Source organism: Tsukamurella tyrosinosolvens, assembly GCF_900104775.1.
GTDB classification, from domain to species: Bacteria; Actinomycetota; Actinomycetes; order Mycobacteriales; family Mycobacteriaceae; genus Tsukamurella; species Tsukamurella tyrosinosolvens.
In genome coordinates this window covers 829,331-850,518 of sequence record NZ_FNSA01000003.1, presented here as the reverse complement: position 1 = coordinate 850,518, position 21,188 = coordinate 829,331, and the positions used below count along the sequence as shown (strand labels likewise).

Sequence of the window (21,188 nt, the reverse complement as noted above, 5' to 3'; positions counted from 1 at the left end):
GCCCGAACAACGCGTCCGCGCCGCCCGGTGTTCCCAGTAGCCTGAATTCCATGGCGATCACGGCGCAGGACCTCATCGATGCGATCCTCGACCGCGGCACCTTCACCAGCTGGGACGGCCCGCTGCCGGATGTCGCGCCGGACGCGGAGTACGCCGCCGCGCTGCAGCGCGCGCGGGAGCGCTCGCACCACGACGAGGCGGTCATCACCGGTGAGGGCCGCATCCGCGGGCAGCGCGTCGCGCTCATCGCGTGCGACTTCGGCTTCCTCGGCGGCTCCATCGGCGTCGCCGCAGCGGAGCGGATCGTGACCGCGGTCGAGCGCGCGACCGCGCTGCGGCTGCCGCTCCTGGCGACGCCGACGTCGGGCGGCACGAGGATGCAGGAGGGCACCGTCGCCTTCCTGCAGATGGTGAAGATCTCGGCGGCCATCACGCTGCACAAGCAGTCGGGCCTGCCCTACCTGGTGTACCTCCGCGACCCCACGATGGGCGGCGTCTTCGCGTCGTGGGGGTCGCTGGGGCACGTCACCATCGCGGAGCCGGGCGCGCGGATCGGTTTCCTCGGCCCCCGCGTCTACGAGGCCCTACGCGGTGAGCCCTTCCCCGACGGGGTGCAGACCGCCGAGCACCTCTTCGAGCGCGGCCTCATCGACGGCGTGGTGCCGCTCCGGTTCGTCCGGCTGCTCGCGCACCGCACGCTGCGGGTACTCGCCGGCGCGCAGGACGCCGACCCCCTCGCGCCGCACCTCGGCGTGCGCGAGGAACTCGCCGCCGCGGACGACGACACCCCGGCGTGGGACTCGGTGCGGATCAGCCGCGAGCCCGGGCGGCCCGGCGTGCGCGCCTTCCTCCGGCATTCGGCCACCGACCGTCTGCCGCTCTCGGGCACGGGTGAGGGCGAGACCGACCACACGCTGCTGCTCTCGCTCGCGCGGGTGCAGGGCTATCCGTGCGTCGTCGTCGGGCAGGACACCACGCGCGCCGACGGTGCCGCTCCCCCGCTACTCGGCCCCGCGGCGCTCCGCGCGGCCCGGCGCGGCATGCGGCTGGCCGCGGAGCTCAACCTGCCGCTCGTGCTCGTCATCGACACCTGGGGCGCGGCGCTCTCCCCCGAGGCGGAAGAGGGCGGCCTCGCCGGCGAGGTGGCGCGCAGCCTGTCCGACCTGGTCACCCTCACGGTCCCGACGGTGTCCGTCCTGCTCGGGCAGGGCACGGGTGGCGGGGCACTGGCGATGCTGCCCGCCGACCGGGTGCTGTGCGCGCAGCACGCCTGGCTCGCGCCGCTCCCGCCGGAGGGCGCGAGCGCGGTGATGTACCGCGACGCCGAGCACGCCGCGGAGATGGCGGAGCGGCAGCGGATCCGCGCGGCCGACCTGCTGGAGGACGGCGTCGTCGACCGGGTGATCCCGGAACGGCCGAACGCGGCCGACGAGCCGACGGAGTTCTCCCGCCGGGTGGGCCTGGCGGTGAGCGACGCCCTCGCGGAGCTCTCCCTCATCCCCGATTCGATCCGGATCAGCCGGCGCCTGGACCGCTACCGCTTCCTCGGCGGCCGCTGATCACTTCCCGACGGTCACGCCCCACTGGACGCGGGCGGGATCGACGGTGGTGACGGTGACGGTCACGTCGTGCCGGTGACCGCTGGCGGTCATGGCGCAGGTCTGCCGCGCCCCGACGGTGCCTGCCAGCCCGCCCTCGCAGGTCACGGCGTCGACGCGCCGCTCGCGGGCGAGCACCTCGCGGGTGCGCTGCTCGAGCTCGCCGACGGCTACCCGCGGACCGGACCGCGGCACGCCGGAGACGGTCGAATCCCAGTGCACGCGGTCCCCGTCGACATCGGTGACGCGCAGCTGGACGGCGAACTCCTCGCCGCCGCGGTGCAGCACGCAGGACTGCGCCGCGCCCACCTCCGCCTCGAGGCCGCCGTCGCAGTGCAGGTGATCCGACGGTGCCGCCGCCACCTGCGCGAGAGTGCCGGATTCGACCTGGTCCTGCGCGACCTCGGTGGGCGAGAGCATGGTCCAGCACGCGGCGACGGCGACGCCGGCACCGCCGACGACGACCGCCACCGCCCGCAGACCCATCGCGACTCGTTTCCGTGACTAAACTCCGTCTTCACGACATGTGAATTGCGTTTATTGAATCACGGTGAGATTGCGATCTCAACAGAGAAGTGAGCCGTGTCGCAGTATTCGCGCCTCAGCCGGCGCCGGTGACAGTGAGGTAGATCAGCGCGACATTGAGGGCGACGATCAGCGCGCCGGCGGCGGCGGACGCCCAGCGCAGGGGCGCCCGGTCGGCGAACTCCCCCATCAGGGCACGGTCGGCGGTGAAGCGGCGCAGCGGCAACAGCGCGAAGGGGATGCCGAAGCTCAGCACCACCTGCGAGATCACGAGCGCCTCCGTGGGCGGGACGCCGATCGCGAGCACCCCGATCGCGGGGATCATCGTGATGAGCCGGCGCACCACGACGGGGATCCGCTTGCGCAGCAGCCCGGCCATGATGGTGCCGCCGGCGTAGCTGCCGACCGACGTCGACGCGAGGCCCGACGCGAGCAGCCCCACGGCGAACAACCCGGCGACCACCGGACCGAGCGCGTCCCGCACCGCGGCGTGCGCACCCTCGATGGAGTCGGTGCCCTCGCGCCCGTAGAGGCTCGAGGCGGCGAGGACTAGCAGGGCGATGTTCACGGCGCCCGCGATGATCAGGGCGAGGACGACATCCACCCGGGTGACCTTGAGCAGCCGCCGCGCGCGCTCGACGGCACCCTCGGCGGGCGGGGCGCCGTGGCGGTCCACGACCAGCGCGGAGTGCAGGTAGATCGCGTGCGGCATGACCGTGGCGCCGAGCATCGACGCGGCGAGCAGCACCGTCTCCGTGCCCTGCAGGCGCGGGACGAGCCCGCCGAGGACGGCGGCACCGTCGGGCGGCGCGACGATGAGTCCCGCGAGGAAGCCGACCACGATGATGGCGAGCATCCCGATGATGACCAGCTCGAACCGGTACTGGCGGCGGCCGTCGGCGAGCACGAGCAGCGCCGTCGAGATCACGCCGACGATGAGCCCGCCCCACACCAGCGGCACCCCGAACAGCAGGTTCAGGGCCAGGGCGCCGCCGATGACCTCGGCGATGTCGGTGGCGGCGGCGACGAGCTCGGCCTGCCCCCAGAAGGCGAGACGCGACCGGCGCGGCAGCCGGTCACCGAGCACCTGCGGCAGCGAGCGGCCGGTGACCACGCCGAGCTTCGCGGACTGGTACTGGATCATCACGGCCATGACATTGGCCAGCACGAGCACCCAGACCAGCAGGTAGCCGTACTTCGCGCCCGCGGTGACGTTCGCGGCGACGTTGCCCGGGTCGACGTAGGCGATCGCGGCGACGAACGCCGGGCCGAGCAGCATGAGCGCTCGAACCGGGGGCTGCTTCGTCGGGGCGGCGGTATCGGTCAGCACACAGCGAGGCTATGCGAAGAAGAGTTTTCGGTCAACCGAAACTTCTGGTGCGGGGCGACGGGAACCGGAGCGGCCCTAGGCTGCTCCCATGACCACGCGCGACCACGGCGACCCCGGCGACGCCCCCACCATCGCCCCGCCCCTGACCGACGTCGCCGAGCCGCGGCGCCCCTCCGCTGCCGAGGAGGCCCGGACGGTGGCGGCGTCGACCAACACCGCGACGCTCGGCAGCCTCTCCTCCGACGGCGGCCCGTGGGCCTCGCTCGTCACCTACGGGCTGCTCGGCGGCGACCCGGTGCTGTGCGTCTCACACATGGCCGAGCACGGGCGGAACCTGGCGCGCGATCCCCGTGCGAGCGTCTCGATCGTGGCGCCCGACGCCTCGTCGGATCCGCTCGCGAACGCGCGGATCACCCTGGCGGGCACCGTCCGCCGCCCGGAGGGCGAGCAGCTCGCGGCGGCCCGGGAGGCGCACCTGGCCGCCGTGCCCGCGGCGAAGTACTACATCGACTACAGCGACTTCACCGTGTGGCTGCTCGAGGTGGAGCGCGTGCGCTGGGTGGGCGGCTACGGGCGGATGGACTCGGCGTCGCGGACGGATTACGCCGCCGCGCAACCGGATCCGGTGACCCCGCACGCCGCGGGCGCCGTGCGCCACCTCAACGACGACCACGCCGCGGCGCTGCTCGACATGGCGCGACAGCTGGGCGGCTACCCCGACGCCACCGCGGCGCGCTGCGAGCGCGCCGACCGGTACGGCCTCGACCTGCGCGTGGACACGCCGCGCGGCTGGGCCGTGACCCGCGTGGGCTACCTCGAGCCGCTCGGCGCCCCCGCGGAGCTGCGGCAGGCCACCGTGGCGCTCGCCCGGCTGGCCGCCGGGCGGTAGCCCACCGGACCGCGCGTCAGTTCGGCGGCGGGGTCGTCGTGGTGGTCGGGATCGGCACGGCGACCGTCGGCTTCGGCGCCACGGGCTTCGGCGCGACGGTCGTGGTCGGCACCGGCGCGACCGTGGTGGTGATCCTCGGCGGCGTGATGACGGGAGCCTGCGTCGTCGGCGGCGGCGTGACCACCGGCGCCTGCGTGGTCGCGGGCGGCGTCACCCGCGGCGGGGTCGTCGGTGCCGGTTCGGCGACGGTCGGCTTGGGCGCGACGGTGGTCGTCGGCGGGGCGACGGTGACCGGCGGCGCGACTGTCGTGGGCGCCGCTGTGGGAGCCTGCGTGGTCGGCGCGACCGTCGGCGGCGTGATCGTCGTCGGCGGAACGGTCGGTGCGGCGGAGGTCGGCGGGATCGTCTGCGGCGAGGTCCCGGACGTCGCGGTCGGGGCGGCCGACGACGTTCCCGTGGGGCGGGTCACCGTGCCGCCCTGGGTCGTGCCGGCGCCGGCGGCGGCCGAGGTCCCGGCGGTGGTCGTCCCCGTCGCGTCCCCGGCGCGCGGCGCCGTGGTCGTCGGGCTCGCGACGGCGACGGAGACGCTGGTGCCGATCGCGTCCTCGACCGACGAGCGGCTACCCGCCTGGACGGTGGCGCCCTGCAGGGCCGCGGCGACGGGCGCCGTGACCGCGGGATCCGTGTTGACGTTGCCGGGCACGGCCTGGCCGGGCAGCGCCACCAGGGGCGTGATCCGCGCCGACGTCGGCAACGGCTGCAGCACGACGCCGGGCGCGACGGGCGCGGTCACGGTGGTGGTCGTCGTGGTCGTGGTGGTCGACGTGACGGTGTACACCGGCGCGAGGATGCGGCCCTGGTCGCGGACGTCGACGACGCGGCCGGGCGTGACGGCCCACACCGGGTAGTACGGGTCGGTGAAGCGCGGGGGCACCCGGCGGTAGGGGTTGCTGACGATGTTGATCGTGATGGACACGGAGATGATCGGCTGCGGCCGCGGCCGGGTCCAGTTGCGCGGGTAGACCCAGATGATCGGCACGTCGGCACGGAAGCCGGGGTCGAACCAGGGCCGGGGGTAGTCGGGCCGGTGCCACGGCCGGGGCTGGTCCGGCGTCCACGGCCGCACGCCCAGCTGGCGGCCGTACAGGGTCCAGCACGTCTGCGTCTGCGCCTCGACCCCGGCGATCCACGAGCCCCAGCGGCCCGTCTCGCAGATGGCGCGGTAGGCGTCGATCTGCGGCTGCGTGTACTGCCACGGGCGGGTGTTCGCGGGCCGCGACAGCGGCGCGGGCGGCGCGACCTGCGGCGCCACCGCGAGCCCCGGAACCGCCGGCGGCGGCGGGTAGTAGACGGTCGTGTTGTTGGTGGTGGAGGTGATGGTGCCCTGCGGCAGGCCCGCGTTCACCGCCGCCTGCGCGGGGATCGGGTCGCCGACCATGATGACGTCCTTGGGCGGGACCACCACGCCGTCGGTCTGGAAGGCGCCGGGGTTCTCCGTGTACTGGTCGCCCGTGACCGGGCTGAACGCGACCGGCGAGTCGTCGCTCGCGGCGTCCTTGCCGCACCCGGCGAGCAGCCCCGCCACCGAGAGCACCGCGACCGCCGCAGTTCCGGCCTTCACCCTGTTCATCTGTCCTCCGACCCCGCTCGCCGGCGCGATTCGCGGCGATATCCACCCATTCTTATCGGCCCGACGGTGCGCGCGCCATCGCCGGGACGGGATCGGGACCGTATCGAGACCGACAGCAGTGACTGCATTGCTAGCATTGCTGTCATGGCGACGCTGACGATCCGCAACCTCCCCGACCACGTCCGGGACCGGCTCAGAGTGCGCGCCGCGGAGAACGGCAGGTCGATGGAGGCGGAGGCGCGCATGATCCTGGAGGAGTCGCTGGTCGAACCAGGGAAGGTCGATCTGAGCTGGGTGGAGGCGTTCATCGAGATCGGGCAGAAGTACGGCCCCATCGAGCTGCCCATTCCACCGCGCGAAGTGGAGCCCTTCAAGACCTTCGACGAACTGTGATCATCCTCGATACGAACGTGCTCACCGCTCTCATGCAGGTCGAGAACACCGAGCGGAGAGTCGAGCGATGGTTGCGCGGAGTCGCTGAGCAATCCACGGTCACGTCGATCACGCGTGCTGAGATCCTCTCCGGGATCGCACTCCTCCCTCGCGGGAACCGCCGGACCGCGCTCCGCGACGCCGCCGACCGGGCGTTCGCCTCGTTCCCCGAGGCCCTCTCCTTCGATCACAGCAGTGCCGCCGAGTACGCAGCGGTGCTCGAGATCCGCAAGGCCGCGGGCCGGCCGATCAGCGTGCAGGACGCGATGATCGCGGCGATCGCCCGGCAGACGGGGGCTGGCCTGGCCACGCGCAACACCAAGGACTTCGACGGCCTCGGCCTCCGCCTCGTCGACCCCTGGACCGCGGGCCCGACCGGGGCCTGAGAAACGCGAGGGCCCCGCACCGTCGAACGACGGTACGGGGCCCTGAAGCGCTGAACTACTTGACGCCGAGCAGCTCATCACGGGGACGAGGCCCCGCGCCCGACGGAGGTGGAACTACTTGACGCCGAGCAGATCGATCACGAACACGAGCGTCTTGCCCGACAGCCGGTGTCCGCCGCCGGCGGGGCCGTAGGCGAGCGCGGGCGGGCAGATCAGCTGGCGACGGCCGCCGACCTTCATGCCCGGGATGCCCTCCTGCCAGCCGGCGATGAGGCTGCGCAGCGGGAAGTTGATGGACTCGCCGCGGCTCCACGAGGAGTCGAACTCCTCGCCGCTGTCGAACTCGACGCCCACGTAGTGCACGTCCACGACGCTGCCGGGCTGGGCCTCGGCACCGTCGCCCACCACGATGTCCTTGATGACGAGCTCGCTGGGCGCGGGGCCCTCGATGAACTCGATCTCGGGCTTGGTCATAGAGACTCCTTTGATCAGGCGGTGCAGATTGTCGCGCCGGATGGGCGGCATCTACGCGCCGGGGTAGTCACGGGCGGTCGAGCCCGTGTAGATCTGCTGAGGACGGCCGATCTTGGTGGTCGGGTCCTCGTGCATCTCACGCCAGTGGGCGATCCAGCCGGGGAGCCGGCCGAGCGCGAACAGGACCGTGAACATGCGCGTCGGGAAGCCCATCGCGCGGTAGATCAGGCCGGTGTAGAAGTCCACGTTCGGGTAGAGCTTGCGCTCGATGAAGTAGTCGTCGTGCAGCGCGACGTCCTCCAGGCCCTTGGCGATGTCGAGCAGCTCGTCGGATACGCCGAGCAGCTCGAAGATGCGGTCCGCGGTCTGCTTCACGATCGCCGCACGCGGGTCGTAGTTCTTGTAGACGCGGTGCCCGAAGCCCATGAGCTTCACGCCGTCTTCCTTGTTCTTGACCTTGTTCATGAAGGCGGTGGTGTCGCCACCGGAGGCCTTGATGTCGTCGAGCATCTCGAGGACGGCCTGGTTGGCGCCGCCGTGCAGCGGGCCCCACAGGGCGTTGATGCCGCCCGAGATCGACGTGAACAGGTTGGCGTTCGACGAGCCCACCAGGCGCACGGTCGACGTGGAGCAGTTCTGCTCGTGGTCGGCGTGCAGGATGAGCAGCATGTCGAGGGCCTTGACGATCTCCGGGTCCACCTCGTAGGGCTCGGCCGGGAAACCGAAGGTCATGCGCAGGAAGTTCTCCACCAGCGACAGCGAGTTGTCCGGGTAGAGGAAGGGCTGGCCGACCGACTTCTTGTAGGCGTACGCACAGATCGTCGGGAACTTGGCGAGCAGGCGGATGGTCGAGAGCTCGACCTGCGCCGGATCGTTGTGGTCCAGCGAATCCGGGTAGTACGCCGAGAGGGCGTTGACCGCCGACGAGACGACCGGCATCGGGTGCGCGTTGCGGGGGAAGCCGTTGAAGAACAGCTTGAGGTCCTCGTGCAGCAGGGTGTGCCGCTGGATCTTCGCGGTGAACTCGGCCAGCTGCTCCGGCGTCGGCAGCTCACCGTGGATCAGCAGGTAGCTGACCTCGATGAACGTCGACTTCTCCGCGAGCTGCTCGATCGGGTAGCCGCGGTAGCGCAGGATGCCCGCGTTGCCGTCGATGTAGGTGATCGCGGACTTGCACGAGGCCGTGTTGACGAAGCCGTTGTCGAACGTGCTGTAGCCCGACTGCGCGAGGAACTTACCGAGCGCGATGCCGTCTGCACCCTCGGTCGCCTTGACGATCGGCAGCTCGATCTGGCCGCCGGGATAGGCGACCGTAGCGTTCGCGGTGTTGTCATCAGTGGACAATGTTCGTATCCCCTCGCTGTGGTCGGCGGATAAAAGCTACCTGGCTAGAACCTAGCGGTATCGCGGTTCCCCGGGAAAATCGGGCCTTCACCGGATGCCCCATTCGGTGCCCCACCGGGCGCCCGGAGCCAGCCGGATCACGTCGGTCCCCGTGTGGAGGGCGTTGCCCGGGGCGGACATCGGCTCCACCGCCACGGCCCGGCCGCGACCGGGGTATCCGTTCCCGTTCACCGGGTCGGCGATGAACACCTGGGCCCACGGCAGCGACGGTGCCGTCCACAGTTCCGTCTCCCCCGTCGGGCCGCGCACCACAGTGCTCCGGGCCACGTCGGTGAAGGGAGTGTCGATCTGCACACCGTCGAGGGCGCGCGGGGCGCGGTAGTCGTACGCGGTTCCGTCGACGGTGTGCGGCGGACCGTCGGGCAGCAGGCGCCCGTCGAGCGGCTGCCACCGCCCGGCGCCGAGCTCGAGGGTGCAGGCGTCGACGGGGTCGTCGCCGACGCGGAGGTAGGTGTGGAAGCCGACGGCGAACGGCAGGTCGCGGTCGCCGTCGTTGCGGGCCTCGAAGGTGCAGGTCAGGCCGTTCTCGGCGACGGAGTACCGGATCCGCAGGTGCAGGTCGAAGGGCCAGCCGGGATGGTGCCCCACATCGAGGACCAGCGTGACTGCGTCGCCGGCGATCTCGACGTCGTCCCAGTCGACGGCGCGCACCAGACCGTGATTGGCGGTGCCGGTGTCGGGGTGTGTGACCGCGAGCCGGTAGACCTCGCCGTCCCAGGTGTAGAGGCCGTCCTCGGTGCGGCCGGGCCAGGGGGCGAGCACGAGCCCCGCCGACAGCGGCGGCTTCTCCCCGAGCGGCCACTCCTCCGTGAGGGCGACGCCGTCGCGGCGGAGGCCGCGCAGGCCCGCGCCGGTCCGTGCGATCTCCGCGACGTAGCCGCCGGCCGCGATCGTGAACCCGGGTTGCACCGACATGGGCGCAATAGTACGGGCGGCGACGGGTGCGGCGAGCACCGTCGGCCGGACCACCGCCCGATGCAACCCTCCGCAACGTCGGGGGACGGCGCCCGCGCCCGGGTCAGCGCGCGAGCGTCCCCGCGATCGCGGTCGCGACGGCGGACTGCAGCGCGGGCACGAGCTCGACGCGGAAGACCGCGAGGGCCGGGTCCACGAGGTAGGCCGACTCGCACAGCCGCGACTGCTCGGACTGCGCGTAGACCGCTCCGGAGAGGGTGAGCATCAGCGAGCCGACCGCGGGGGCGTGGTCGCCCAGCTCGGGGATCGCGCGCGCGAGGACGCCGCCCAGCACGTCGAGGCCGGCGAGGGCGGCGCGCTTGAACCGGACGATCGCGTCGGTGGAGACGTTGCGTTCGAGCACGGAGGCCTGCGCCGAGACGAGGTCGAGCAGGTCGGGGTGCGCGGCGGCGACGCGGGCGTAGACGGCGGCGAAGGCCTCGATCCGCTCAGGGAGCGGCGCGTCGCCCAGCCCGTCGGCGGCCCATGCCTCGTCGAGCTCGACGATGCAGGCTGTCGCCGAGCGCATGAGCACCTCGAGCAGCACTTCCTCGCGGGACTCGAAGTAGCGCAGCACGTTCGACTTGGCGAGGCCCACGCGGCGGCTGAGTTCGCTCAGCGTGAGGGCGGCGACCGGCATCTCGCGGAGCATGCCCGCCGCCGCGGCGAGGATCGTCTCGCGCCGCTCCTGCCGCTGCTCCGCACTGCGCGCCCGTTGGAAACCCACGCACCGATTTTACAGACCGTCGGTCTATTGACAGCAGAACAGCGGTCTTTTACCGTGGAGTCATTCAACAGACCGGCGGTCTCTTAACCGCCGTGGACCACCGAGGAGAAGCCATGAGCTGGACCGAGAACGACGCCCCCACCCAGGCCGGACGGGTCGCCGTCGTCACCGGCGCCAACACCGGACTCGGCTTCGAGACCGCCCGGGTGCTCGCGCAGAAGGGGGCCGAGGTCGTCCTCGCGGTCCGTGACACCGAGAAGGGCGCCGACGCCGCCCGGCGCATCACCTCCGTCGCCCCGGGCGCGACGGTGCGCGTCCAGCGCCTCGATCTGGGCTCGCTCGCCTCGGTGCGCGAGGCGGCCGCGGAGCTGCGCGAGAGCACCCCGCGCGTGGACCTGCTGATCAACAACGCCGGCGTCATGTACCCGCCGAAGCAGACCACCACCGACGGCTTCGAGCTCCAGTTCGGCACCAACCACCTGGGCCACTTCGCGTGGACCGCGCAGGTGCTCGACCTGCTGCTCGACGTGCCCGGCTCGCGCGTGGTGACCGTCGCCAGCATCGCGCACCGCATCCGCGCCGCCATCCACTTCGACGACCTGCAGTGGGAGCGCTCCTACGAGCGGGTCGCCGCCTACGGGCAGTCGAAGCTGTCGAATCTGCTGTTCCACTACGAGCTGCAGCGCCGGCTCTCCGCGCGCGCATCGGGCGAGAACAGCACCGTCGCGCTGGCCGCGCACCCCGGCATCGCCGACACCGAGCTGGTCCGCAACCTCCCGTCCGTGCTGCAGAAGGCGCAGGCCCTCGCGCCGCTGTTCTCGCACGACGCGCAGCACGGCGCCCTCCCCCAGCTGCGCGCCGCGACGGACCCCGGCGCCCTCGGCGGCCAGTACTACGGCCCCGACGGCCTCGGCGAGCGCCGCGGCGCCCCGAAGGTCGTGGCCTCCAGCGAGCAGTCCTACGACCTGGACCTGCAGCGCCGCCTGTGGGCGGTGTCCGAGGAGCTCACCGGCGTCGCCTTCCCGGTGTAGTCACACGATTTCCCTTCCTGCGGGCCGGCGCGACACATATCGTCGCGGCGGCCCGCTGGAGTGAAGTTTCTGACTGGAGTGAAGTTTCTGATCAGCCGACGATCTTCTGCAGCCAGGTGGAGTCGGTGAGGGGGACCTGCGCGCCGTCGTGCAGCACGGTCGGTGTGCCGGTGCCGCCCGCTGCGGTGAGCAGCTTCAGGTTCGCGGCGCCCACGGCCTTGCCGTCGATGCCGGTCGTACCCTCGCGGATCTTCGCGACCGCCGCGTCGACGGTGCCGGACGCGCCGGCGATCGTCGCGATCTCGGCGTCGGTGAGATCGCTCGTGCCGCCCTCCTGGGGCTGCGACAGGAACATCGACGTGAGGAAGCCGAGGGTCGCGTCGGTCCCGCCGCGGCCCACCTGGAGGAACGCCGCCAAAGCCCGCGAGGAGTAGTCGCCGCTCGCGGACCGCCGGTCGAGGAAACTCACGGGCCGGTACTCGACGGTGAGGCGCCCGCCCCGGACGGCGGCGGTGATGTCCGCGCCGTACGTCGTCTCGAAGTTCTTGCACGCGGGGCACAGGAAGTCGAGGTAGACGGTGATCGTCGGCCCGCCGGTCCCGACGCGCACCGCGCCCTGGTCGGCCCCGGCGGTCGTGCCCGCGTCGCCCGACGGCGCGGCGACCGCCGTGCCCGCGACGGTCCGCGCGCACCCGGAGAGGGCGAGCAGAGCGACGAGCACGGCCACGACGACGGAGATCCCCCGATGCATCCTCATGCGCAGAGGATACGGGCGGCTCAGCGCAGGACGCGGTAGCGGACGAAGGCGGGGACGGCGAACGCCGCGAGCACGGTGAAGACGATCACGAGCACGCCGCCGCCGGCCGCGGCCATCGCCGCACCGGCGGACGCGGCGGCCGCGCCGTGCAGCGCGTCGCCGATGCGCGGCCCGCCGGCCACGACGACGGTGAAGACGCCCTGCAACCGGCCGCGGACGTCGTCGGTCGCGGCCTCCTGCAACATCGTCGTGCGGAACGCCGCGGAGAACATGTCGGCCGCGCCGCCCAGCGCGAGCAGCACGAGCGCCGCCCACAGCCAGCCGAAGTGCGCCGCGACGCCGAAGCCTCCGATCGCCAGGCCCCACAGCACGATCATCACGATCACGGCGAGCCCCTGCCGGGCGACGCGCGACGTCCACCCCGACAGCACGCCGCCGAGCACCGCGCCCACCGACATCGCCGCGAACAGCGCGCCGAACACCCAGCCGCCCTCGATGGGGTCGCCGAAGTTCTCGTGCGCGATCTGCGGGAACAGGGCGCGCGGCATGCCGAAGACCATCGCGATGATGTCGACGACGAAGCTCATGAGCAGCACCTTGTGGCCCGCGAGGTACCGGAAACCGTCGATCACGGAGCGCAGTCCCAGCGACTGGCCCTTGTCCTCCGCCTTGATCGACGGCAGCTTCCACACGGCCCAGAGCGTGACCATGAGCGAGGCCGCGTCGAGGGCGTACAACCAGTGCACACCGATGATCGGGATGAGCGGCGCGCCGAGCATCGGGCCGGCGATGGCGCCGAACTGCATCACGGTCATGTTGAGCGAATTCGCCGCGGGAAGCTGCGCGGGCGGCACGAGCCGCGCGTAGATCGCGGAGCGGGTCGGCTGGTTGACGCCGAAGAAGGCCTGTTGCAACGAGAAGGCGCCGAGGATCAGCCAGACGTTGTCGGGCAGCAGCGCGAGCATCAGGGCTGTCCCGGCGAGGCCGAGAGTCGTGCCGATGATGACCAGCCGCCGGTCCAGCGCGTCGGCGATCGCGCCGCCCCACAGGCCGAAGATCACCAGCGGGACCAGGCCGAAGACGCCGGTCAGGCCCACGTACGCCGACGAGCCGGTGATCGCGTAGATCTGCGCGGGGACCGCGACGGCGGTGAGCTGCGCACCGATGACGGTGACGATCCCGGTCCACCACAATCGCCGGTAGTCGGGGTTCTGCAACGGCCGTGTATCGGCCAGGAGTCTCGGCACTCGAAAGATCCTACGACTTCCTCACGATCTCCCGCGATTCGGCGGACCCGCTACCGTGGCGCCGATGAGGCTCGCGCGCGCACGCATCGACGGTGACGCCCTCGTGGACGTCGACGTCGACGGGGGCCGCATCGTCGCGCTCTCCCCCACCGGCGCCACCCGCCCCGCGGGCGACGTGCTCGACCTCGACGGCCGCCGCCTGATCCCGGGCCTGTGGGACGAGCACGTGCACGTGCGCACCTGGGCCGTGTCCACGCGCCGCATCGACGTGCGGTCCGCGACCGGCCCGGAGGAGGTCGCCGCGCTGGTCCGCGCCGCGCTCCCCGCGGCGGAACCGGGCCTGCCCGTCGTCGCCGCCGGCATGCGCGACGGGCTGTGGGGCGGCGCACCGTCGCGCCGGCTGCTCGACGAGATCGCCCCCGACGTGCCCGTCATGGTCGTCTCCTCCGACCTGCACAGCTCCTGGTCGAACGCGGCGCTCGGCCGGCTCCTCGGCATCGAGCTCGACGAGACCGGCGTGCTCCGCGAGGCGGCGAGCTTCGCGGCGGCGACCCGCGTCGAGTCACTGGTCGCGGACCGCGCCGACGCCTGGGTGCTCGAGGCCCTCGGGCGCCTGGGCAGGCGGGGCGTCGTCGGCCTCGTCGACCTGGATTTCGACGATGCCGTGGGCGCCTGGGAGCGACGGCCCGCCCCGCCGGTGCGGATCGACGCGGGCGTGTACCCGCAGCACCTCGAGGCCGCCGAGGCCCGCGGGGCCGGCACCGGCGCCCCGATCAACGGGCTCGCCCGGGTGGGCCCGCTCAAGGTCATCACCGACGGTTCCCTCGGCACCCGCACCGCGTACTGCCACGCGCCCTACCCGGGCACGACGGGCCGCGGCGTGCTGGAAGTGCCGCCGGACCGCCTCGTCGAGCTGCTGCGCCGCGGCGCCGCACTCGGCCTGACCCCCGCGATCCACGCGATCGGCGACGCCGCGAACGCGTTGGCGCTGGACGCCTTCGCCGAGGCCGGGGTCCGCGGCCGCATCGAGCACGCGCAGCTGCTCACCGAGACGGACCTGGCGCGGATGGCGGCGCTGCGGATCGGCGCCTCGATCCAGCCCGAGCACATGCTCGACGACCGCGGCCTGGTCGCGCGGTTCTGGGGCGACCGCGCCGCCGATGCCTTCCGCGTCGGCTCGCTCGTGGCGGCGGGCGTCGACGTGGTCCTCGGCTCGGACGCGCCGGTCACGCCGCTCGACCCGTGGTTCGCGATCTCCGCCGCCGTCACCCGCAGCCGCGACGGGGACCCGCCGTGGCAGCCGTGGGAGGCGATCGACGCGGAGACCGCGCTGCGCCTCTCCGCGCGGACCCGGATCGCGGTCGGCGAGCCCGCCGACCTGGTGGCCCTGGGCGCCGACCCGACGCCGGAACGCCTGCGCGCCATGCCCGTCGACCTCACGATGGTGGCCGGCGGGATCACCCACGCCGGGTTCTAGGGCTGCAGCCGCACCGCGACGTACTCGGGCGCGACGAGCCGCACCCGGTTGTGCACCCGGTTCTCCCGGCCCTGCCAGAACTCGACGACCTGCGGCGCGATGCGGTACCCGCCCCACTCGGGCGGCACCGGGACGTCCCGCCCCTCGAACCGGGCCTCGACCTCGGCGAACCGCTCCGCCATCGCGGCGCGGGAGGCCACGGGCCGGGACTGGTCCGACGCCCACGCCCCGAGCTGCGAACCCCGCGGCCGCTCGGCCCAGTAGGCGGCGGTCTCCGCCGGGGTCACCTTCGTCACGGAGCCGCGCACGTGGACCTGCCGGTGGATCGCGATCCACGGGAAAGTCACGGCGGCAACCGGGTTCGCCTCGACGGCGCGGGCCTTGTCGGAGCCGTAGTTGGTGTAGAAGACCACGCCCCGCTCGTCGAGGCCCTTGCACAGCACGGTGCGGGTGGCGGGGAGCCCGGTCTCGTCGACGGTGGCGAGCACCATCGCGTTGGGTTCGGGCGCCCCGGCGGCGACGGCCTCGTCGAACCAGGACTGCCACAGCGGCACCCAGCCTCCCGCCAGGTCCTCGGGCCGGAGGTCGAAGGAGTCGCCGTCGTACTTCTCGCGCATCGCCGTCAGGTCCACGGAGCCGAGACTACTCACTAGGCTGCACACCATGACTGAGATTCCGGGCGGGCTCGAAGGCGTCGTCGCGTTCTCGACGGAGATCGCGGAGCCGGACAAGCAGGGCGGGGTGCTGCGGTACCGGGGCGTCGACGTGGCGGACCTGGTGCGCGACCGGGTCACCTACGGCCAGGTGTGGGGCCTGCTGGTGGACGGGGAGTTCGGCAACCCGCTGCCCGCGGCGGAGCCCTTCCCGCTGCCGATCCACAGCGGCGACGTCCGCGTGGACGCGCAGGCCGGCCTCGCGATGCTGGGCCCGCTGTGGGGCTTCGAGCCGCTGCTCGACATCGACGACGCCACCGCCCGCGAGAACCTGGCGCGCGCCTCGGTGATGACGCTGAGTTTCGTCGCCCAGTCGGCGCGCGGCCTCGAACGCCCGGCGGTGCCGCAGCGGATCATCGACCAGTCCCCCACCATCACGCACCGGTTCATGACCCGCTGGCACGGCGAGCCGGACCCCGATCACGTGCGCGCGATCGACGCCTACTGGGTGGCGGCCGCCGAGCACGGCCTCAACACGTCGACGCTCACGGCGCGGGTCATCGCGTCGACCGGGGCCGACGTCTCGACGGCCCTCTCGGGTGCGGTCGGCGCGCTGTCGGGCCCGCTGCACGGCGGCGCACCGTCGCGCGTGCTGCCGATGCTCGACGAGGTGGTCCGCACCGACGACCCCCGCGGCGTGGTCACGGCGCGGCTGGACCGGGGCGAGAAGATCATGGGCTTCGGCCACCGCATCTACCGCGCGGAGGACCCGCGCGCCGGGGTGCTGCGGTCGGTGGCGCGCGACCTGCACGCGCCGCGCTACGAGGCCGCGGCCGCCCTGGAGCGGGAGGCGAACGCGCTCTTCGCGGAGCGCCGGCCGGACCGCGCGATCTCGACGAACGTCGAGTTCTGGGCGGCGGTGATCCTCGACTACGCGGGCGTCCCGCCGCGGATGATGCCGGCGATGTTCACCTGCGCCCGGACCGCCGGTTGGTGCGCCCACATCCTCGAGCAGAAGCGCGCGGACAAGCTGATCCGCCCGTCCGCCCAGTACACCGGGCACGGCCCGCGGCAGCCGGAGGACGTGCCCGGGTGGGACACCATTAGGATTTAGGGCATGACGATCGAGATCCCCGCCGCGCTCAAGCCCGTCGACGGCCGCTTCGGCTGCGGCCCGTCCAAGGTCCGCCCCGAGCAGCTGCAGTCGCTCGTCGATACCGGCGCCTCGGTGTTCGGCACCAGCCACCGCCAGGCTCCGGTGAAGAACGTCGTGGGCCGCGTGCGCGAGGGCCTGAAGGACCTCTTCAGCCTCCCCGAGGGCTACGAGGTCGTGCTCGGCAACGGCGGCACCACCGCCTTCTGGGACGCCGCCGCCTTCGGCCTGATCCGCGAGCGCAGCCAGCACTTCACCTACGGCGAGTTCAGCAACAAGTTCGCGAGCGTCGCCAAGGGCAACCCGTTCATCGGCGACCCGGTCGTCGTCTCGAGCGACCCGGGCTCGGCGCCCGAGCTGGTCGCGGACGGTGCGGTCGACCTCATCGGGTGGGCGCACAACGAGACCTCGACGGGCGTCGCGGTGCCGGTCAGCCGCCTCGCGGGCAGCGAGAACGCGCTCATCGCGATCGACGCCACGTCGGGCGCCGGCGGCCTGCCGGTGAACGTCGCCGACACCGACGTTTACTACTTCGCGCCGCAGAAGTGCTTCGCCGCCGACGGCGGCCTCTGGGTCGCGCTCATGAGCCCCGCCGCCCTGGCGCGGGTCGAGGAGATCAAGGCCTCGGGCCGCTACACCCCCGAGTTCCTCTCGCTGCCCATCGCGGTGGACAACTCGAGCAAGAACCAGACCTACAACACCCCCGCGCTGGCGACGCTGCTGCTGTTCGCGGACCAGATCGAGTGGATGAACGGCAACGGCGGCCTGGACTGGGCCGTGGGCCGCACCAAGGATTCGAGCGACCGCCTGTACCAGTGGGCCGAGGCCAGCGAGTTCGCGACGCCCTTCGTCGCCGACCCCGCGCTGCGCAGCCAGGTCGTCGGCACCATCGACTTCGACGAGAAGATCGACGCCGCCGCCGTGGCCAAGACGCTGCGCGCGAACGGCATCGTCGACACCGAGCCGTACCGCAAGCTGGGCCGCAACCAGCTGCGCATCGGCATGTTCCCGGCGATCGACCCCGACGACGTCACCGCTTTGACCAAGTGCATCGATTTCGTGGTCGAGCGCGTGTCGGCCGACGCGTAGCGAATCGACCAACTACCCTTGCACCATGCAGGAGCTGCGGGTTGTGGGACTGGACGACGACGGGACGTCGGTGGTCTGCGAGGGCCCCGCGGGACGTTTCCGCCTGCCGATCGACGACACTTTGAAGGCAGCCGTGAGCGGTGAACTCGGAAGCGGCACACAGACGGAGCTCGAACTGGGCGCCGATCTGTCGCCGCGGGAGATCCAGGCCCGCATCCGCGCGGGCGCGACGATCGAGGAGATCGCGGAGTTCACGGGCGCCCCGAACCACCGGATCAAGCGCTTCGCGGGACCGGTGCTGCTGGAGCGTTCCCGCGCGGCGGAGATGGCGCAGCTCGCGCATCCCGTGCGCGGCGACGGCCCGATGCACGCCACCCTCGCCGAGGTGATCCGCTCCGCGCTGGCCGAGCGCGGTCACGCCGACACCACCGAGTGGGACGCCTTCAAGGGCGCCGACAACCGCTGGGTGGTCTCGATCAGCTGGAGCGTCGGCAAGTCGCGCAACCAGGCGCACTTCAAGTACGCGCCGGGCGCGCACGGCGGCACCGCCAGCCCCGTCGACGAGACGGCCCGCGGCCTGCTCGATCCCGATGCGCGGCAGGGGTTGCGGAGCATCGACCGCTCCGCCGACGAGCCGCTGCGCGCGGTCCCCGGACCCGTGGCCCCGGGCCCCGTCGTCGAGGGCACCGTCGAGGAGCGCGCCGAGCGTCGTCCCGCCCAGGCCCCCGCGGCTGCGGCCGCGGCGGGCCAGCACGGCCGCCGGCATCCGGAGATGCCGTCCTGGGAGGACGTGCTCCTCGGCGTCCGCGGCGGGAAGAACGGGTAGGTCGTGGGCGCTACAGCTGCGACGCTCTGGTTCATCGACGTCGCGGAGCCGAAGGGCATTCTCGCGATCGTCGGCCGGCCCGACGAGGCCGCGTCCCGCGCGATCGCCGAGCAGGTGCTCGGCGAGCCCGTGGTGGGTCGCCCCGAGTCCCTGGCCCGCGCCGCGGATCCGCTGCCCGGGCACGTCTACGTGGCCGCCTGGGGCGGGCTGACCGTGGTGACGCACGCGGGCCTGCGCGTGGACAAGCCGAGCGAGCTCGACGAGTCCTGGTGGAACCTGATGCCCGCGCATCGCGCGTTCCTGCTGGTCGCGGCCCCGGAGCGGGCCGTCGGCGGGTTCGCCCTGCGCGCCGACGGTGCCCCCAAGCGGTCGTTCTCGGCGCACCCCGTCGACATCCTCGAGGACGAGGGCCTGCCGGAGCTCTTCGAGGGGCCGTTCTGGGCCGGCGAGCACCCGCTGACCTACGCCGAGGGCGTCGTCCCCGACCCACGGGCGCTGCCCTTCCACCCGATGGAGTTCGCGGAGCAGGCGAACCGCGAGATCCTCGGCTTCCGCTTCACGCACCCGCTCGCGCCCACGGACCTCGACCCGGCCCGCATCCAGGTCATCGACTTCGTCCCCGCCTCCGGCGTCCCCGGTCCCGCCCCGCAGCAGGCCCAGGCCCTCGGTCCCGACGGTGCGCCCCAACCCCCGGTCGAGCAGCAGGACCCCGGCTACGAGGACCGCGGCAAGGTCCGCAGCTTCTTCGGTTTCTGAGTCGCTCGCCGACACCGCAGAGCTCGACTGGCGCTGTGAATCCACGGCTCATCTCGACACGAGGCCAGATCTGGCTTCGTGCGCCTTTCAGCCGTGGATTCACAGGCCCTCCGGGACGCGAGCACCGCATGGCTCGCGTTCTGCGCGGCCCATTCAGAAACTGAATACCCCAGGACGCCTGGCCTACGGCGAACGGTCTGACGCCACCTAGTAACTGACGTCCTCCAGGCTGCGGACGTCCGCATGATGGGTGCGACCGAGCCCACCAGGTGCGGCGTGCGCGCCTCAATCGCCAGAGCTCGCCGTCTGATCGTGAATACGCAGTTCGGTGTCTAAGCTCGCGCTATGGGAGCCGATCCGTCGACGAACAGCGAAGAACTCATTCCGCTGCCATCGCCGCCAGGCCACGTGATCACCAACGACATGGTCGCAAACGCTCTGCACGAGGATGAGACGACCACCGGCAATCGCGAAGAGCCGGATCGCTGACCAGGCATTATGCGCGGGACGCATCGCTGTTCCGCGCGACTACTGCTCCCCGCGCGCAGCCGCTTCACCGCCCTTCGCTCCCCGGCCCGCAGCGCCGGCGGCCGCGCCGGCGCCCCGCGCCCCGTCCTCCCGCAACGCCTCGGCGGCCGCGGACCGTCGCAGGGCGTAGGCGCCGCACAGGGCACAGGTGACCGCGGAGATCACGCCGCCCACCAGCAGTGGCGCGGCGGGTGTGGTCACGTCGGCGATGGCGCCGAGCAGCGGCGCACCCAGGGGCGTGCCGCCGAGGAAGGCGAGCATGTAGATGCCCATCACGCGGCCGCGGTACTCGGGGTCCACGGACAGCTGCATGATGCTCATCGCGGAGGTCGTGAAGGCCATCTGCAACAGCCCGACGAGCGTCAGCAGCACCGCCACGAGCCAGAACCACGGCGCCAGACCCGCCAGCACGGACGCCACGCCGAAGGCGCAGCCGCCCACCAGGCAGGTGCGCAGCGAGGCCATGCCCGTCCGCTTCGCCGCGAGCAGCGCCCCGGTGAGCGTGCCGACGGCGAGCAGCGTCGACAGCAGGCCGTAGGCGTCGGCGCCCAGCCCGAATCCCTGGCGCGCCAGCAGCGAGAGCGCCAGCGGGAAGTTGATGCCGAAGGTGGAGACGAAGAAGACCGCGATCATCACCAGCGTCAGCTCGCGCCGCCGCCGCACGTACGCGAACCCGGCCCGCAGCTGTCCGCGGGCGCGCTCCACGGGCGGCGACGGGAACAGCTCCCCCACGCGCATCGCCAGTAGGGCCGCGACGATGGCGCCCGTGAACACCGCGTTCACCGCGAACACCCAGCCGGTGCCGACGCCGGCGATGAGCAGGCCGGCGATCGCGGGGCCCACGATGCGGGCGGCGTTGAACACCATGGAGTTCAGGCCGATCGCGTTGGGCAGCAGCTCCGGCCCCACCATCTCGATCGTGAAGGCCTGCCGGAAGGGCCCGGCGATCGCCGTCACGCAGCCGAAGACGAACGCGAGCACGAAGACGTGCCACAGCGCGACCACCCCGGTGAGCGTCAACACCGCCAGGACCGCCGCACACGCCGCCGCCGCGGTCTGCGTGAACATGAGCACGCGGCGCTTGTCGTAGCGATCCGCCAGCAGGCCCGCCCAGGCGGAGAGGAACAGCGTCGGCCCGAACTGCAGGGCCATCACCACGCCGAGCACCCAGCCGCGGCCGTGCGCGAGGTCGAGCACCAGCCAGTCCTCGGCGACGCGCTGCATCCACGTGCCCACCAGGCTCACCGATTGGCCGCCGGCCCAGAGTCGGTAGTTCCTCGTTCGCAGGGAAACGAAGACGCTCGGCACTCGTCCGATAGTAG

22 protein-coding genes are annotated in these 21,188 nt (G+C 72.4%); 11 read left to right on the top strand and 11 right to left on the bottom strand.

Annotated features, from left to right (window positions below; genetic code table 11):
* Nucleotides 1-50 precede the first annotated feature (50 nt).
* Nucleotides 51-1,559, top strand: coding sequence for a carboxyl transferase domain-containing protein (locus BLW32_RS05615; RefSeq protein WP_068524156.1), 1,509 nt, complete (start codon nt 51-53; stop codon nt 1,557-1,559).
* Here BLW32_RS05615 and BLW32_RS05610 read toward each other — a convergent pair whose 3' ends face one another.
* Nucleotides 1,560-2,084, bottom strand: a complete 525-nt coding sequence (locus BLW32_RS05610) for a DUF4333 domain-containing protein (RefSeq protein ID WP_068740920.1) — start codon at nt 2,082-2,084, stop codon at nt 1,560-1,562.
* 115 nt (nt 2,085-2,199) lie between these two features.
* Nucleotides 2,200-3,402 carry an Nramp family divalent metal transporter gene (locus tag BLW32_RS05605; RefSeq protein WP_082791295.1) on the bottom strand — a complete coding sequence of 401 codons (1,203 nt, stop codon included), beginning with the start codon at nt 3,400-3,402 and terminating at the stop codon, nt 2,200-2,202.
* A 139-nt stretch (nt 3,403-3,541) separates the two neighbouring features.
* Between BLW32_RS05605 and BLW32_RS05600 the strand changes: the two genes are divergently transcribed.
* Nucleotides 3,542-4,342 carry a HugZ family pyridoxamine 5'-phosphate oxidase gene (locus BLW32_RS05600; protein WP_068740918.1) on the top strand — a complete coding sequence of 267 codons (801 nt, stop codon included), beginning with the start codon at nt 3,542-3,544 and terminating at the stop codon, nt 4,340-4,342.
* Between the two features lie 16 nt (nt 4,343-4,358).
* Here the strand turns inward: BLW32_RS05600 and BLW32_RS05595 are convergent, their stop codons facing one another.
* Nucleotides 4,359-5,972 carry a hypothetical protein gene (locus BLW32_RS05595; protein WP_068740917.1) on the bottom strand — a complete coding sequence of 538 codons (1,614 nt, stop codon included), beginning with the start codon at nt 5,970-5,972 and terminating at the stop codon, nt 4,359-4,361.
* A 144-nt stretch (nt 5,973-6,116) separates the two neighbouring features.
* Between BLW32_RS05595 and BLW32_RS05590 the strand changes: the two genes are divergently transcribed.
* Together BLW32_RS05590 and BLW32_RS05585 are read left to right on the top strand one after the other, a co-directional pair.
* Complete coding sequence (locus tag BLW32_RS05590) at nt 6,117-6,365, top strand: FitA-like ribbon-helix-helix domain-containing protein (protein ID WP_068740916.1); 249 nt, start codon at nt 6,117-6,119, stop codon at nt 6,363-6,365.
* Nucleotides 6,362-6,790, top strand: coding sequence for a type II toxin-antitoxin system VapC family toxin (locus tag BLW32_RS05585; RefSeq protein ID WP_068740915.1), 429 nt, complete (start codon nt 6,362-6,364; stop codon nt 6,788-6,790). The genes BLW32_RS05590 and BLW32_RS05585 overlap by 4 nt, the downstream gene beginning before the upstream one ends.
* A gap of 114 nt (nt 6,791-6,904) precedes the next feature.
* Here BLW32_RS05585 and BLW32_RS05580 read toward each other — a convergent pair whose 3' ends face one another.
* The 4 genes from BLW32_RS05580 to BLW32_RS05565 all read right to left on the bottom strand — a co-directional run bounded on the left by BLW32_RS05580 (nt 6,905) and on the right by BLW32_RS05565 (nt 10,349).
* Nucleotides 6,905-7,264 (bottom strand): FKBP-type peptidyl-prolyl cis-trans isomerase, encoded by a 360-nt coding sequence (locus BLW32_RS05580; protein WP_068524149.1) that lies wholly within the window; start codon nt 7,262-7,264, stop codon nt 6,905-6,907.
* Between the two features lie 51 nt (nt 7,265-7,315).
* Nucleotides 7,316-8,608: a citrate synthase gene (locus BLW32_RS05575; protein ID WP_068524148.1), complete on the bottom strand. Its 1,293-nt coding sequence runs from the start codon at nt 8,606-8,608 to the stop codon at nt 7,316-7,318.
* A gap of 87 nt (nt 8,609-8,695) precedes the next feature.
* Nucleotides 8,696-9,583 carry an aldose 1-epimerase family protein gene (locus BLW32_RS05570; RefSeq protein WP_068740914.1) on the bottom strand — a complete coding sequence of 296 codons (888 nt, stop codon included), beginning with the start codon at nt 9,581-9,583 and terminating at the stop codon, nt 8,696-8,698.
* A gap of 103 nt (nt 9,584-9,686) precedes the next feature.
* Nucleotides 9,687-10,349, bottom strand: coding sequence for a TetR/AcrR family transcriptional regulator (locus BLW32_RS05565; protein WP_068740913.1), 663 nt, complete (start codon nt 10,347-10,349; stop codon nt 9,687-9,689).
* Nucleotides 10,350-10,462: 113 nt separating this feature from the next.
* Between BLW32_RS05565 and BLW32_RS05560 the strand changes: the two genes are divergently transcribed.
* Complete coding sequence (locus BLW32_RS05560; RefSeq protein WP_068740912.1) at nt 10,463-11,380, top strand: SDR family NAD(P)-dependent oxidoreductase; 918 nt, start codon at nt 10,463-10,465, stop codon at nt 11,378-11,380.
* A 91-nt stretch (nt 11,381-11,471) separates the two neighbouring features.
* On the opposite strand, the gene BLW32_RS05555 is transcribed toward BLW32_RS05560, so the two are convergent.
* Both BLW32_RS05555 and BLW32_RS05550 read right to left on the bottom strand, forming a co-directional pair.
* The gene (locus tag BLW32_RS05555) at nt 11,472-12,137 is read right to left on the bottom strand and encodes a DsbA family protein (RefSeq protein ID WP_074850375.1); all 666 of its coding nucleotides are present in this window, start codon (nt 12,135-12,137) and stop codon (nt 11,472-11,474) included.
* 20 nt (nt 12,138-12,157) lie between these two features.
* On the bottom strand, nt 12,158-13,384 hold the full coding sequence (locus BLW32_RS05550) for an MFS transporter (protein ID WP_068740910.1): 1,227 nt from the start codon (nt 13,382-13,384) through the stop codon (nt 12,158-12,160).
* Nucleotides 13,385-13,448: 64 nt separating this feature from the next.
* On the opposite strand from BLW32_RS05550, the gene BLW32_RS05545 reads away from it, so the two are divergent.
* On the top strand, nt 13,449-14,861 hold the full coding sequence (locus BLW32_RS05545; RefSeq protein WP_068741222.1) for an amidohydrolase: 1,413 nt from the start codon (nt 13,449-13,451) through the stop codon (nt 14,859-14,861).
* Here BLW32_RS05545 and pdxH read toward each other — a convergent pair.
* On the bottom strand, nt 14,858-15,478 hold the full coding sequence (pdxH, locus tag BLW32_RS05540; RefSeq protein ID WP_068524721.1) for a pyridoxamine 5'-phosphate oxidase: 621 nt from the start codon (nt 15,476-15,478) through the stop codon (nt 14,858-14,860). The two genes, BLW32_RS05545 and pdxH, sit on opposite strands and share 4 nt — an antisense overlap.
* 46 nt (nt 15,479-15,524) lie before the next feature.
* On the opposite strand from pdxH, the gene BLW32_RS05535 reads away from it, so the two are divergent.
* The 5 genes from BLW32_RS05535 (at nt 15,525) to BLW32_RS27390 (ending at nt 19,827) form a co-directional block, all read left to right on the top strand.
* Nucleotides 15,525-16,628, top strand: a complete 1,104-nt coding sequence (locus tag BLW32_RS05535) for a citrate synthase 2 (protein WP_068524142.1) — start codon at nt 15,525-15,527, stop codon at nt 16,626-16,628.
* 3 nt (nt 16,629-16,631) lie between these two features.
* Entirely contained in the window at nt 16,632-17,756 is a 1,125-nt protein-coding gene (serC, locus tag BLW32_RS05530; protein ID WP_068524141.1) for a phosphoserine transaminase, read from the top strand.
* Between the two features lie 25 nt (nt 17,757-17,781).
* Nucleotides 17,782-18,582 (top strand): septation protein SepH, encoded by an 801-nt coding sequence (sepH, locus tag BLW32_RS05525; protein ID WP_068524140.1) that lies wholly within the window; start codon nt 17,782-17,784, stop codon nt 18,580-18,582.
* A 3-nt stretch (nt 18,583-18,585) separates the two neighbouring features.
* Nucleotides 18,586-19,338: a DUF6928 family protein gene (locus BLW32_RS05520; protein WP_068524139.1), complete on the top strand. Its 753-nt coding sequence runs from the start codon at nt 18,586-18,588 to the stop codon at nt 19,336-19,338.
* 345 nt (nt 19,339-19,683) lie between these two features.
* Complete coding sequence (locus tag BLW32_RS27390) at nt 19,684-19,827, top strand: hypothetical protein (RefSeq protein WP_156486389.1); 144 nt, start codon at nt 19,684-19,686, stop codon at nt 19,825-19,827.
* 39 nt (nt 19,828-19,866) lie between these two features.
* Here the strand turns inward: BLW32_RS27390 and BLW32_RS05515 are convergent, their stop codons facing one another.
* Nucleotides 19,867-21,174, bottom strand: coding sequence for an MFS transporter (locus tag BLW32_RS05515; protein ID WP_082791294.1), 1,308 nt, complete (start codon nt 21,172-21,174; stop codon nt 19,867-19,869).
* Nucleotides 21,175-21,188: the final 14 nt, after the last annotated feature.

Bases quoted from the DNA above. Each gene is read 5' to 3' on its own strand.
- BLW32_RS05615 (WP_068524156.1), top strand. From the start codon at position 51: ATGGCGATCACGGCGCAGGACCTCATCGATGCGATCCTCGACCGCGGC.
- BLW32_RS05610 (WP_068740920.1), bottom strand. From the start codon at position 2,084: ATGGGTCTGCGGGCGGTGGCGGTCGTCGTCGGCGGTGCCGGCGTCGCC.
- BLW32_RS05605 (WP_082791295.1), bottom strand. From the start codon at position 3,402: ATGCTGCTCGGCCCGGCGTTCGTCGCCGCGATCGCCTACGTCGACCCG.
- BLW32_RS05600 (WP_068740918.1), top strand. From the start codon at position 3,542: ATGACCACGCGCGACCACGGCGACCCCGGCGACGCCCCCACCATCGCC.
- BLW32_RS05595 (WP_068740917.1), bottom strand. From the start codon at position 5,972: ATGAACAGGGTGAAGGCCGGAACTGCGGCGGTCGCGGTGCTCTCGGTG.
- BLW32_RS05590 (WP_068740916.1), top strand. From the start codon at position 6,117: ATGGCGACGCTGACGATCCGCAACCTCCCCGACCACGTCCGGGACCGG.
- BLW32_RS05580 (WP_068524149.1), bottom strand. From the start codon at position 7,264: ATGACCAAGCCCGAGATCGAGTTCATCGAGGGCCCCGCGCCCAGCGAG.
- BLW32_RS05570 (WP_068740914.1), bottom strand. From the start codon at position 9,583: ATGTCGGTGCAACCCGGGTTCACGATCGCGGCCGGCGGCTACGTCGCG.
- BLW32_RS05560 (WP_068740912.1), top strand. From the start codon at position 10,463: ATGAGCTGGACCGAGAACGACGCCCCCACCCAGGCCGGACGGGTCGCC.
- BLW32_RS05555 (WP_074850375.1), bottom strand. From the start codon at position 12,137: ATGAGGATGCATCGGGGGATCTCCGTCGTCGTGGCCGTGCTCGTCGCT.
- BLW32_RS05545 (WP_068741222.1), top strand. From the start codon at position 13,449: ATGAGGCTCGCGCGCGCACGCATCGACGGTGACGCCCTCGTGGACGTC.
- pdxH (WP_068524721.1), bottom strand. From the start codon at position 15,478: ATGCGCGAGAAGTACGACGGCGACTCCTTCGACCTCCGGCCCGAGGAC.
- BLW32_RS05535 (WP_068524142.1), top strand. From the start codon at position 15,525: ATGACTGAGATTCCGGGCGGGCTCGAAGGCGTCGTCGCGTTCTCGACG.
- serC (WP_068524141.1), top strand. From the start codon at position 16,632: ATGACGATCGAGATCCCCGCCGCGCTCAAGCCCGTCGACGGCCGCTTC.
- sepH (WP_068524140.1), top strand. From the start codon at position 17,782: ATGCAGGAGCTGCGGGTTGTGGGACTGGACGACGACGGGACGTCGGTG.
- BLW32_RS27390 (WP_156486389.1), top strand. From the start codon at position 19,684: ATGGGAGCCGATCCGTCGACGAACAGCGAAGAACTCATTCCGCTGCCA.